A 12,564-nucleotide genomic window follows, 5' to 3' on the forward strand; every position below is an offset into this window, starting at 1 on the left:
CCGGCAGCCCGCTCGTCCGCGGGGACCGTGGCACTGACGGAGGTCCCTCTCGGCACGACCGTTCGCCCGTGTTCACCCACGCTGGTCCTCGGGATTCTCGGAGCGAAGTCGACACCGAGGAGTCCCCGTGACCGACCGACCGCCGCCCTACCCCGTCCGCATCGACGCTGTGCTGGAGCCGGCGCTGTCCCGCTGGTTGTGGCTGGTGAAGTGGCTGCTGCTGATCCCGCACTTCATCGTCCTGGCGTTCCTGTGGATCGCCTTCGTGGTGCTGAGCGTCGTCGCCTTCTTCGCCATCCTGTTCACCGGCCGCTACCCGGCCGGGATCTTCGAGTTCAACGTCGGGGTGCTGCGCTGGACGTGGCGGGTGCACTACTACGGCTACGGGGCGCTGGGCACCGACAGGTACCCGCCGTTCACGCTCGCCGACGTGCCCGACTACCCGGCTCGGCTGGACGTGGCCTATCCCGAGCGGCTGTCCCGGGGGCTGGTGCTGGTGAAGTGGTGGCTGCTGGCCATCCCGCACTACCTGGTGCTGGCCGTGTTCGTCGGCGGCGGGATCTGGCTGGGTACCCGCACCGGCCCCGACAACGGCTGGGACTCCGGCTGGGGAGCCGGGGGACTGGTCGGCCTGCTGGTGTTCATCGCGGCGGTCGTGCTGCTGTTCACCGGCCGCTATCCGCGCCCGCTCTACGACTTCGTCATGGGCATGGACCGCTGGGCGCTGCGCGTGGCGGCGTACGCCGGCCTGATGACCGACCGGTACCCCCCGTTCCGGCTGGACATGGGCGGTACCGACCCCGGGTCCGTGCCCGGAGGTCCGCCACCGGTCGCGCCCCCCGGCGCGGGCGCCGCGCCGGCCGCAGGCCCGCCGACGGCCGGATACACCGCCTCGCCCGCCGCCGGAGCGATCCCCACGGCTCAGCCGCGCAGCAACTGGACGGCCGGCCGCGTCGCCTCGGTGGTGATCGGATCGGTCCTGCTTTTCGCCGCGACCGGCCTGTTCGGTGGCGGCGGTGCGCTGCTCTGGGCCGACCAGGCCGAGCGGGACGACGGCTACCTCTGGACGCCGACCGTCGAGCTCGGCACCGACTCCTACGCCGTGGTGTCGGACAGCCTCCGGTTGGAGACGGCGGGGGAGCAGTGGGTGATCGACGAGTTCCTCGGTACGGCACGGCTCGAGGTGGCCGCCGTGGCCCCCGACACCGAGCTCTTCGTGGGGATCGCCCCGACGGCAGCCGTCGACCGCTACCTGAACGGCGTGGCACACCGCGAGGTCGAGGACGTGGGCACGACCTGGCCCGGTAGTCAGCCAGAGCTGGACCGCTGGACCGACGTGGCCGGCGGCGCACCCGAGCAGCCGCCCGGCGACGTGGACATCTGGGCCGCCCAGGCCAGCGGCAAGGGCACCCAGACGCTCACCTGGCGACCGGCGGACGGTTCGTGGACGGCCGTGATCATGCGGGCGGACGGTGAGCCGGGTCTGACCGCGGACGCGCAGGCCGCGGCCACAGTGCCCGCGCTGGGTTGGATCTCCGTCGGCCTGCTGGTCACCGGGGGCGTGCTGCTCGCCGTCGGGGTGCTGCTGGTGGCACTCGCCGTGCCCCGCGCCCACCGCTACCCGCCGTCGAACGCCGTCCCGGTCCACCCCTCCCCGCGACCCCCACCGCCGCCGGACTCGCCCTCGGCGGCGAGTCCGGGCGCCGGCAGCAGCGTCTCGGGCGCCCGCCGGTGACGACGACCTCGGCGGTGCGCCCGCTGCGCCAACGCGTCGCCGCCCGTCCGCTGCTGGGTTACGTGCTGCTGGCCTACGGCATCTCCTGGCTGCTGTGGGCGCCGGCGATGCTCGGTGTAGGTGGCGGCGCCGGTGCGGTGCTCCTGGTGGCCGGGGCGTTCGGACCGGCGGTGGCCGCGGCGGTGGTCGTTCGTTCCTCCGGCGGCTCGGTGCGCGGCTGGCTGCGCCCGCTCCTGCGGTGGCGGGTGCCGGCCCGCTACTGGGCCTACGCCCTCGGTCTCCCGGCGGCCCTGTTCCTGGCGGTGAACGGCGTCCTCGCGCTCCTCGGCGAGCAGGTGCACCTGGGCCGGCTGGGTGCGGCGGCCGCCTCGTGGATCGGCACGTTCGTCGTCGTGGCGCTGGTCGGCGGCGGGCAGGAAGAGCCCGGCTGGCGCGGGTTCGCGCTGGACCGGCTGCAGGGCCCGCCACTCACCGCTCGTTGCCACCGCGCTGCTCGGCCTCATCTGGGGGCTGTGGCACCTGCCGCTGTACGGCATCGGCTTCGTGGGGCCGATGCTGTTCGTCGTCTTCTACACCTGGCTGTGGAACCGCACCGGCAGCCTGCTGCTGTGCGTCGTCCTGCACGGGGCCTTCACCCCGTCGCTAGACCACCTCGTGCTCGTCGACGACAGCCTGGTGGTCGACGCGGCCATCCTGGGTGTGCTGGTCGCAGCGACCGTCGTCCTCGTGGCCCTCACCCGCGGCCGGCTCGGCTTCGACCACCGGCCGGCGCACGTGGAGACCCGGGTCCCCGACCTCGGTCGCGTCGCCGGCCACTGACCGGTGGAGAGGGAAGACCATGGATCGGCGCAGCACTGCCTTCTACCTGACCGGAGCGGTCGTCGTGTGGGTCGGCACCCTGATCGCACTGGCGGTCGTCCTGTCTGGCAGCGGCCGCTTCGGCGACGTGCTGACGATCCTGGTGGGACCCATCGTCTGGTTCGTGCTGCTCGTACCCGCCGGCTGTCGAAGGCGGCGCGGTCGCGGTCACGGTGAAGGCCCCGCCTCTCGACCTGCGAGCCGTCCACGACCCCTGCCCATCGGCGCCGGGTCCATCCGCCGGCGCAGGACGCCTCGTCGCCAGACGCGAACGGAAAGGAGGCCGAGGGGTCATGGAACGCCTCGTCCCAGGAGACTTTCGGGCCCTCGTGGCGGCGGCGGTGCTCGCCCCGTCGTCCCACAACACCCAGCCGAGGCTGTCCGGGCGTGCGGATGGCGGTATCGACCTGTACGCCGCCCGCGCGGTCAGACCTCGTACTTCCGGCGGTCGGCCGCGCGGCCCGTCGGAAGCCGGATCCGGGGACCGCACCGGGGGCGTCGTCGCTCGGCCGAGGTGCGGCCCACTGCCCGGGTGCCACAGCTTCGCGTCACCCAGGACGACGCCGTCGACGCGCTGCTCGTTCGCGACCCGCTTGCGCTGGTTCTCGACGTGCCGCTGGACCGGCACACGGGTCGACGGAGCAGTTGAGCCTGGGGCGTAGCCCTGTCGTGCGGGCCCTCGCCGATCGCGCACCGCCGTCGATTGCCGCAGCCCGGCCGAGCAGGGCCGGGTGTCAACTTCTCTCGTCAGCTCTCGAGCCCACACGGGTCAGCAGCCATCGGCCGTACGCCGCCCCGACGGCAAGACCCACCAGGTGGGCCACAGAGCCCAGCGGCTGCGTCAGCAGGAACACGACGTTGATACCGACCAAGGCGGCGAACCACTGAGTGGTGGTGCCTCCGAAGACCTTCGACGACGGCCGCATGGCGAGGATGGCCGCCGCCACGCCGAACACCGCCGCCGAGGCACCGACCAACGTCCCGTCCGTCTCGACCGCCGCCACCACGGCGAGGGCGGTGAACGAACCGGCCAGTCCGGCGAGCAGGTAGACCGCGACCACGTCCCGGGTGCGAGCGGTCTGCTCCAGCAGTGTGCCGAACGCTGACAGCATCAACACCATTACCGCGATGTGAGCGATGTTCTCGTGGACGAACATCACAGTCAGCGGGCTCCACGGCCGGTCGCTCAAGCCGTCCAGGTCACCTGGCAAGGACAGCCGGTCTGCTACCCCCGAGTTGACCGCCTGAGCGACGAATACGACCACCTGAAGGGCGATCAGCGCGAGTGTGGCCGGGCTTCTCCTCAGCTTCTCAAGAAACGGCACGTCAGCCCCTCTGCACTTCTCGCCGAGGCGGTCTCAGTCTTGGGGCGCACCGGCCCTTCGCGATTGAAGTCGGAGGCTGCGCCAGTCTCCAGACGTACAGCTGTGAGCATTCTGTGTACTGCCAAGCTCCGCAAGGGCGTCATCGCGCCGCGGCGGCCGGTGCATGCCTTGGCGGTGACGGTCCGGGGTCCAGAGCGCAGCGAAGTGACGCGAGGACCGCGGCATCACTCGACGTCAGGAGCAGACGCGCGCAGCAGGAACGCGAACACCACCAGCGCCGCACCGCTGAGCCAGCCGCCCACGCTGAACTGCTCCGGGAGCCACATCGCCAGGGCGACCCCACCGAACACCAGGAGCGCCGCGAGGAGGGCGAACAGTTGCATGCCGTAGAGGAACACGAATGGCAGGTAGTGGGCGCCGACGATAACCATGCTGGCCGGGAAGAACCACCCCAGGCGGTACGCGGCTGCGGCCAGCGCCACCAGCAGGCCGAACGGAACGGTGAAGGCCACCTGCGTCGCCAGGCCGGCCATCGGGTGCCCTGCCGGAAGCGAGGCCTGCCGCCCGGAGAGGCGAAGCAGCAAGGTCGTCAGCGGAAAGATCAAGATCCCGCCGACGAGCAGGGTGGCCATTGCCGCCACCGGAGACACCCAGGTCCCGGCCGCGGCGGCCAGCAGCCACAACGCTCCGGACACCAGTTGCCCGAAGAAGCCCCCGACGTACGTCCTACGCACATCGCGCTGTGCAACAGCGATCTCGATGAATCGGAGGATGCCAGCGCTCGACTCGTGAACGGAGGACCCGGCAGGGCTCGTCCGGCCGACCACCTGCGCCGGCCACAGCAGAGACGATGCGTCGCGGTGGACGACCGCTCCGGCAAACCGGCCATTCTCTACGCCCCGATTTCCGCAGGTGGTACCGCGGCGGCTCAGCGAAGTCGGGGCCTGCCTCGTCGAGTTGGCGAGGAACGGTCGCGCGCTGGATCGGTGGCGTCGGCATGATCGTGGTCCCGCGGCCGATGCACTGCCGGCACCGATCCGGGAGGCTTTCCTGGGCACAGGCTCGTCCAGCGGCCGACGAATTGTCGTGTCGGTGAGGACGCCCTGTTGGACGACGCATCCCACGCATCCCGAATGTGACGCAACGGGGCGGGGCGTTCGCGGCCACGCCGCTACCCGGTGCGCTGCTCGGCCCGGAGGCGCCCGCGGGCCCACTTCTCGGTCTCGACCACCAGGAAGACGACGACACCGACACCAGTGGTCCAGAGCCACCAGACTGGGTCGACCGGCGCGCTGTGGAAGAGCCTGTTCATCCACGGGGCATAGGTGAACAGCAGCTGCAGCCCCAGCATGGCGACCATCCCGGCCAGCACCCACCGGTTGCGCAGCGGGCCGATGGAGAGCACCGAGCGGTCCAGCGACCGGCAGGTCAGCAGGTAGGCCACCTGCACGACGACGAAGACGTTCACCGCGATGGTCCGGGCGGTGGGGACCGGGTGGCCCTGGGCGAGGGCCCATTCGAAGAGGCCGAACGCGCCCACGAGCATGAGCGACGAGACCAGCACGATGCGGCCGGCCAGTTCCCCGGTGAGCAGCGGCCGGGACGGCAGGACCGGCGGGCGTCGCATGATCCCCTGCTCCAGGGGCTCGAAGGCCAGGGCGAGGCCGAGCGCCACCGCGGTCGTCATGTTCACCCAGAGGATCTGCACGGGCAGGATCGGCAGTGTCGTGGCCAGCGCGACGGCGGCCAGGATCACCAGGCCCTGCCCGAAGCTGGTCGGCAGGATGAAGGTGATGAACTTTCGCAGGTTGTCGAAGACCCCGCGGCCCTCCTCGACCGCCGCCTCGATCGTGGCGAAGTCGTCGTCGGTGAGCACCATGTCGGCGGCTTCCTTCGCCACCTCGGTGCCGCCGAGGCCCATGGCCACACCGATGTCGGCCCGGCGCAGCGCGGGGGCGTCGTTGACCCCGTCCCCGGTCATCGCGACGACGTGTCCCTGCGCCTGCAGGACCTCCACCAGCCGCAGCTTCTGCTCCGGGTCGACCCGGGCGAACACGGCCGTCCGCAGGGCCAGCGCCGAGAGGTCCTCGGGCGGATGGGCCGCGAGCTCCCGACCGGTGACGACGGCGGGATGCCCGTCCTCTCCCAGGCCGAAGCGCTCGGCGATGGCGCGGGCCGTGCCGGCGTGGTCGCCGGTGATCATCTTCACCTGGATGCCGGCCGACCGGCAGGCGGCGACGGCGTCGATCGCCTCCGGCCGGGGCGGATCCACCATGCCCTGGAGCCCGAGGAGCGTGAGGTCCTGCAGCAGCGCCGGGTCCAGCGTGGTGGTGCCGGGCGGCAGGTCGACCCGGCCGAACGCGAGCACCCGGAGCGCCCCGGCGGTCATCTCCTCGGTCCGGGCGTGCACGGCCGCCGCGTCCAGCGGGCCGGTGGAGCCGTCCGCCCCTACCTCGGTCGCGCTCATGCCGAGGAGGCGTTCGACAGCCCCCTTGACGTAGGCGACCGTCCGGCCGTCGGGGTGCCGGTGCAGGGTGGCCATGTAGCGGCGGTCGGAGTCGAACGGGACGGCGTCCACCCGCGGTAGCGACGCGCGCAGGGCGGCGGGGTCCAGGCCGGCCTTCTCCGCCACGACGAGCAGCGCCGCCTCGGTCGGGTCCCCGACGACGGTCCGCGCGCCGTCCGGTCCGGCGAGCCGGGTGTCGTTGCACAGCACTCCCGCCACGAGGCATTCGCGCAGCGCGGGAGCGTCCGGGGCCGGGTCCAGCCGCCCCTCGGGGGAGTAGCCGGTGCCGCTGACCGACCACTCCCGCCGTCCCGCCACGAGAGCCGTCACGGTCATCGCGTTCGCGGTCAGGGTGCCGGTCTTGTCGGTGCAGATCACGGTGGTGCTGCCCAGCGTCTCCACCGCCGGCAGCCGCCGGATGATCGCCCGCCGCCGCGCCATCCGCGCCACACCGATGGCCAGGGTGATCGTGACCACCGCCGGCAGGCCTTCGGGGATCGCCCCGACGGCCAGGGCGACCGCGGCGGTGAGCATGTCGGCGACCGACTCGCCGCGGACGGTCCCCAGCAGGAAGGTCAACGCGGCCAGCGCCAGGATGGCCACCGTCAGGATCCGGCTGAACCGGTCGATCTTGCGGGTGAGCGGGGTCTGCAGCACGCGCGCGTCGCCCACGAGGCGGTGGATGCGCCCGATCTCGGTGTCGCCGCCGGTCGTGACGACCACCCCGCGGCCCTGGCCCCTGGTCACCAGGCCGGTCGAGTACCCCATGTTGGCGCGGTCCCCGAGCACGGTGCCCGGGGGCAGCTCGACCGGCGACTTGTCCGCCGGCACCGACTCACCGGTGAGCGCCGACTCGTCGACCTGCAACTCCCGCGCCGCCACGAAGCGCAGGTCTGCCGGCACCCGGTCGCCGGCCTCCAGCAGCACCGCGTCACCGGGCACGAGCTCCGCCGACGGGATGCGGTGGCGGCGCCCCTCCCGTACCACCGTCGACTCCGTCCGGACTATCGACGTCAGCGCCTCCAGCGCCAGTTCCGCGCGGGACTCCTGCACGAACCCGATCCCGGCGTTGACGAGCACGACGGCGACGATGACCGCGCCGTCCACGTACTCGCCGAGCAGCAGGGTCGCCGCAGCGGCGACGAGCAGGACGTAGATGAGCGGGTGGTTGAACTGCGCGAGCAGTCGCCGCCACGCACCGCGCCGGTCGCCCGGAGGCAGGACGTTCGGGCCGATGGCGTCGAGCCGGCGGGCGGCCTCGGCGTCGGTGAGACCCGTCTCGGGATGGGTGCCCAGGAGGACGACCACCTCGTGCACGGGCAGCTCGTGGTGCTCCCGCGCGGCCGCGGACGTGTCCTGGTCGGGGAGGGCCATGCCCCGAGCGTCGGCACCGGGTCCGGGGACGGACAGGGACCTAGGTCCCGCGACCCGGTGTCCGGCGGAGGTGCAGCCACGCCGCCAGCCGTGATCCGGTGAGGCGACGCGGCGTGGTCACCGGTTGCCCCCCGGAACCCGGTCCGATGGGATCGGACGCGCCGCACCTGACGCCGACGCACCAGGAGGACGACCGCATGGACCTCGCCGCCGCGGAGACGACGAGCGCGACCACCGGCCCGCTCTCCACCGAGGAGCTGGCCGCCCTCGATGCCTGGTGGCGGGCAGCGAACTACCTGTCGGTCGGGCAGATCTACCTGATGGGCAACCCGCTGCTGCGCGAACCCCTGCTGCCCGAGCACATCAAGCCCCGGCTGCTGGGCCACTGGGGCACCACCCCCGGCCTCAACTTCGTGTACGCGCACCTCAACCGGGCCATCACCGCCCGCGACCTCGACATGATCTACGTGATGGGGCCGGGCCACGGTGGACCCGGGCCGGTCGCCGCCGCGTGGCTGGAGGGCACCTACAGCCACTACTACCCGGACGTCTCCCAGGACGAGGTGGGGATGCAGCGGCTGTTCACCCAGTTCTCCTTCCCCGGCGGGATCCCCAGCCACGTCGCCCCCGAGACGCCGGGTTCGATCCACGAGGGCGGTGAGCTGGGCTACGCGCTCGTCCACGCCTACGGCGCCGCGTTCGACAACCCCGACCTCGTGGTGGCCGCGGTGATCGGCGACGGGGAGGCCGAGACCGGCCCGCTGGCCGCCAGCTGGCACAGCAACAAGTTCGCCGACCCGGTCACCGACGGCGCGGTGCTGCCCATCCTGCACCTCAACGGCTACAAGATCGCCAACCCCACCGTGCTCGCCCGCATCCCGCGCGAGGAACTGCTCGAGCTGCTGCGCGGCTACGGCCACACGCCCTACCTCGTCGAGGGCGACGACCCGGCGACGATGCACCAGCAGTTCGCCGCCACCCTCGACCGCTGCCTGGACGAGATCGCCGCGATCCGGCGCCGCGCGCGCGAGGAGGGCGTCACCGAACGGCCGCGCTGGCCGATGATCGTGCTCGCCTCCCCCAAGGGCTGGACCGGGCCGGACGTCGTCGACGGCCTGCAGGTCGAGGGCACCTGGCGTTCCCACCAGGTCCCCTTCAAGAACGCCCGCGAGGACGACGGCCACCGCGCGGTCCTCGAGGAGTGGCTGCGCAGCTACCGGCCGGAGGAACTGTTCGACGACGACGGCGCCCCGGTGCCCGCCGTCCGAGACCTGCACCCCGCCCACGACCGGCGGATGAGCGCCAACCCGCACGCCAACGGCGGGAAGCTGCTGCAGCCCCTGCGCATGCCCGGCTTCCGCGAGCACGCGGTGCCGGTCGAGGCGCCCGGCACGGGGGCGGTGGAGTCGACCCGGGTGCTCGGGGAGTTCCTGCGCGAGGTCATGCGCGAGAACATGAGCACGTTCCGGGTGTTCTCACCCGACGAGAACAACTCCAACCGGCTCGGCGCCGTCCTCGACGTCACCGACCGCGCGTGGATGGCCGAGCGGCTGCCCGGCGACGACCACCTCGCGCCCGATGGCCGGGTCATGGAGGTGCTCTCCGAGCATCTGTGCCAGGGCTGGCTGGAGGGCTACCTGCTCACCGGCCGGCACGGCTTCTTCTCCTGCTACGAGGCGTTCATCCACGTCGTCGACTCGATGTTCAACCAGCACGCCAAGTGGCTGAAGACCACCAACGGCATCCCGTGGCGGCGACCTATCGCGTCGCTGAACTACCTGCTCACCTCGCACGTGTGGCGGCAGGATCACAACGGGTTCTCCCACCAGGACCCCGGATTCATCGACCACGCCGTCAACAAGAAGGCCGACGTCATCCGGGTCTACCTGCCGCCGGACGCGAACACGCTGCTCTCGGTGGCCGACCACTGCCTGCGCACCGAGCAGTACGTGAACATCATCGTGGCCGGCAAGCAACCCGCCCTGCAGTACCTCGACGTGGACGCCGCCGTCGAGCACTGCACCAAGGGCATCGGGATCTGGTCGTGGGCCAGCACGGACGCGGGGGAGGAGCCCGACGTCGTCCTCGGCTGCGCCGGCGACGTCCCCACGATGGAGACCCTGGCCGCGGTGGAGATCCTGCGCGGGTACTTCCCCGACCTGCGCATCCGCGTGGTCAACGTCGTCGACCTCATGCGGCTGCAGGACGACCGCGAGCACCCGCACGGGCTGTCCGACCGGGAGTTCGACGCCTACTTCACGACCGACAGGCCGGTCATCTTCGCCTACCACGGCTACCCGTGGCTGATCCACCGGCTCACCTACCGGCGGACCAACCACGACAACTTCCACGTGCGCGGCTACGTGGAGGAGGGGACGACGACGACCCCGTTCGACATCTGCGTGATGAACCGGATCGACCGCTACGACCTGGCCATCGACGTCATCGACCGGGTGCCCCGGCTGCGGACGATCGGCGCCCACGCGCGCGACCGGCTGCGCGACCAGCTTATCGAGCACCGGCAGTACGTGCGTACCCACGGCGAGGACCTGCCGGAGATCCGCGACTGGCAGTGGTCCGATCGCCAGGGGCCGGAGACCTCCGGCGGCGATCCGCTGCGGGAGCCGGAGCCGGGATGAGGCTCCTGGTCGTCAACGCAGGCTCGAGCAGCCTCAAACTGGCCCGGCTGGACGAGGACGGCACGGTCACCGCGGCCACCACGGTGCAGCACTGGCAGGGCGAGGGCCACCTGCAACCGCTACGGCAGTTCCTCGACGGCTGCGGTGCGGTGGACGCCGTAGGTCACCGGATCGTCCACGGCGGACGACGACACACCGATCCCGTGGCTGTGGACGACATGCTGGTCGCCTACCTGTACTCGATCAGCCACCTGGCGCCGCTGCACCAGCCGCGTGCGCTGGCCGGCGTCCGGTCGGTGCGTGGCTTGCTCCCCGCCGTCCCGGCCGTCGCCTGCTTCGACACCGGCTTCCACGCGACGATGCCGCCGGCTGCCACCACGTACGCCGTCCCGCGAGAGTGGAACGAACGCTGGGGGCTGCGCCGGTACGGCTTCCACGGACTGTCACACGCGTACGCCGCCCGCCGCGGCGCCGAACTCGTCGGGAGGACGGCCACCGACCTGCGGACCGTCACCTGTCATCTGGGTGCGGGCGCCTCCCTGGCCGCGGTCCGGGACGGGGTCTCCGTCGACACCACCATGGGGTTCACGCCGCTGGCCGGACTGGTCATGAACACCCGCCCGGGCACGCTGGACCCGGGCCTCGTGCTGTGGCTGCTCGAGCACGGGCAGGTGCCGGAGCCCGAACTGGCCGACGTCCTGGAGCACCACGCCGGGCTGAAAGGGCTGTCCGGGACCTCCGGGGACCTGCGCGACGTCCTCGCCGGTCGGGCGGAGGGCGACCCTGACTGCGCGTTGGCCATCGGCGTGTACCTGCACCGCCTGGTGCGGGAAGCGGCGGCCATGGTGGCGGCGGCAGGCGGGCTCGACCTACTGGTCATGACCGGGGGAGTGGGGGAGCACTCGTGGGAGGTCCGCGCCGCGCTGGCCGAGGGCCTGGCGCACCTGGGCGTCGCCGTGGACGCCGACACCAACCGCGCCACCACGAGCGACGCGGACATCGGCGAGGCGGGGGCGACCGTGCAGACGGTCGTCGTCACGGCGCGGGAGGACCTGGAGATCCGGCGGCAGGTACTCGCCGTCCTGGGGAGGTGACGTCCGTGCCGCTGCCGGCCCAGGCGGCTGAGACGCGAGGCGGCGAGCCGAGCGGGGCCATCGGCGGAGCACTGACGTGGTTGCGTGGGCTCGACGACCCGGTGGTGGCGGTGCGGCTGGCGGTGCACGTCCCGTCTCCCGCGGATCCACCGCTGGACGCGCTCCGGCTGCGGCTCCAGGGCGATCGGCGGATCGCGGCCGTGTTGGCCGGGCAGCACGGCGATGGCAGCTGGAGACCCTCCGGAGATGCCTCCCGCCAGGTGCTCCGCACCCTGTGGCGGATGAGCCTGCTCGCCGAGCTGGGAGCGGGAACCGGATCGGAGGGTCGGCAGGCCGCGGTTGCCTTCCGGCCGCGATCCGCCGCCGCCTTCGGCCTGTGGTGGCTGCTGGACCCCGGGCCTACGTCCTGGACGACGTCTCGGACGAACCGACATCGCTGATGATGGTGCTCCCCCCGGGCAGATCGGGGCGCCGACCGCCGAGCTGTTCGGTGAGATCCGCGACGGGCTCGCTACCGCAGGGCCGCGCCCGCTGGTGCTGGTGTTCATGCTGGCCGGCGGCCTGCTCGTCACCGCGACCACCCTGACGGCTCCCGCCTGGCGGGCGGTCAGGGCACGGCCGAACGCGTCCTGGCGCAGGAGCGGCTGCAGCGGGGCAGCCGGCGCGGCACGATCCTGGCCGCGGTGTCCCCGCTGCCGTACGCCCTCCTCCGGATGACCTGGCTCGGCGCCCTCGCGGCGCTGCGCGCTGCGCGCCACGCCGGGACGTGGTTCAGCGGCGAGCTGTGGGCCAGCATCTCGCTCCGATGAGCCCCGCCATGAGCGCGTACTGGCTCAGCGTGAACAGCTTCGGCCCCCCGCACGTCCTCATCGGCCTGACGGTGCTGTGGATGAACCGACGAGGGATCACGCCTCCGACGTTCATCGCACACGCCCTGTGGGCGTGGACCGTGATCGGTGTCGTGGCCGCCGGGCCGGGCATCGGTCAGGACCTGATCCTCCTGGTCGCCTCCGGCCGGCTGGTGGCTGGAGCC

9 protein-coding genes are annotated in these 12,564 nt (G+C 72.3%); 6 read left to right on the plus strand and 3 right to left on the minus strand.

Annotation, left to right across the window (positions count from 1 at the left end):
* The first annotated feature begins 127 nt into the window (after positions 1-127).
* Both O2W17_RS19690 and O2W17_RS19695 read left to right on the plus strand, forming a co-directional pair.
* Positions 128-1,735, plus strand: coding sequence for a DUF4389 domain-containing protein (locus O2W17_RS19690; protein WP_269194152.1), 1,608 nt, complete (start codon positions 128-130; stop codon positions 1,733-1,735).
* Between the two features lie 354 nt (positions 1,736-2,089).
* Positions 2,090-2,554, plus strand: a complete 465-nt coding sequence (locus tag O2W17_RS19695; protein ID WP_269194153.1) for a CPBP family intramembrane glutamic endopeptidase — start codon at positions 2,090-2,092, stop codon at positions 2,552-2,554.
* Between the two features lie 773 nt (positions 2,555-3,327).
* On the opposite strand, the gene O2W17_RS19700 is transcribed toward O2W17_RS19695, so the two are convergent.
* The 3 genes from O2W17_RS19700 to O2W17_RS19710 all read right to left on the minus strand — a co-directional run bounded on the left by O2W17_RS19700 (position 3,328) and on the right by O2W17_RS19710 (position 7,798).
* A complete protein-coding gene (locus O2W17_RS19700) occupies positions 3,328-3,918 on the minus strand; it encodes a rhomboid family intramembrane serine protease (RefSeq protein WP_269194154.1) in 591 nt (196 codons plus the stop codon).
* Between the two features lie 224 nt (positions 3,919-4,142).
* Positions 4,143-5,189, minus strand: coding sequence for a DUF7010 family protein (locus O2W17_RS22325; RefSeq protein WP_442864585.1), 1,047 nt, complete (start codon positions 5,187-5,189; stop codon positions 4,143-4,145).
* Complete coding sequence (locus tag O2W17_RS19710; RefSeq protein ID WP_269194156.1) at positions 5,090-7,798, minus strand: HAD-IC family P-type ATPase; 2,709 nt, start codon at positions 7,796-7,798, stop codon at positions 5,090-5,092. The genes O2W17_RS22325 and O2W17_RS19710 overlap by 100 nt, the downstream gene beginning before the upstream one ends.
* Positions 7,799-7,944: 146 nt before the next feature.
* Here O2W17_RS19710 and O2W17_RS19715 point away from each other — a divergent pair, with 146 nt between their 5' ends.
* The 4 genes from O2W17_RS19715 to O2W17_RS19730 all read left to right on the plus strand — a co-directional run bounded on the left by O2W17_RS19715 (position 7,945) and on the right by O2W17_RS19730 (position 12,340).
* Positions 7,945-10,437, plus strand: coding sequence for a phosphoketolase family protein (locus O2W17_RS19715; RefSeq protein ID WP_269194157.1), 2,493 nt, complete (start codon positions 7,945-7,947; stop codon positions 10,435-10,437).
* The gene (locus O2W17_RS19720; RefSeq protein ID WP_269194158.1) at positions 10,434-11,531 is read left to right on the plus strand and encodes an acetate/propionate family kinase; all 1,098 of its coding nucleotides are present in this window, start codon (positions 10,434-10,436) and stop codon (positions 11,529-11,531) included. Before O2W17_RS19715 ends, O2W17_RS19720 begins: the two co-directional genes overlap by 4 nt.
* A gap of 5 nt (positions 11,532-11,536) precedes the next feature.
* Complete coding sequence (locus tag O2W17_RS19725; protein WP_269194159.1) at positions 11,537-11,971, plus strand: hypothetical protein; 435 nt, start codon at positions 11,537-11,539, stop codon at positions 11,969-11,971.
* Positions 11,972-12,214: 243 nt separating this feature from the next.
* Positions 12,215-12,340: a hypothetical protein gene (locus O2W17_RS19730; RefSeq protein WP_269194160.1), complete on the plus strand. Its 126-nt coding sequence runs from the start codon at positions 12,215-12,217 to the stop codon at positions 12,338-12,340.
* The last annotated feature ends 224 nt before the right edge of the window (positions 12,341-12,564 follow it).

Origin of the sequence: Blastococcus sp. VKM Ac-2987 (assembly GCF_026967805.1) — a bacterium.
Classification (GTDB): domain Bacteria; phylum Actinomycetota; class Actinomycetes; order Mycobacteriales; family Geodermatophilaceae; genus Blastococcus.

Excerpts from the sequence above, each read along its gene's own strand:
- O2W17_RS19710 (WP_269194156.1), bottom strand. The coding sequence starts at position 7,798 with ATGGCCCTCCCCGACCAGGACACGTCCGCGGCCGCGCGGGAGCACCAC.
- O2W17_RS19715 (WP_269194157.1), top strand. The coding sequence starts at position 7,945 with ATGGGATCGGACGCGCCGCACCTGACGCCGACGCACCAGGAGGACGAC.
- O2W17_RS19720 (WP_269194158.1), top strand. The coding sequence starts at position 10,434 with ATGAGGCTCCTGGTCGTCAACGCAGGCTCGAGCAGCCTCAAACTGGCC.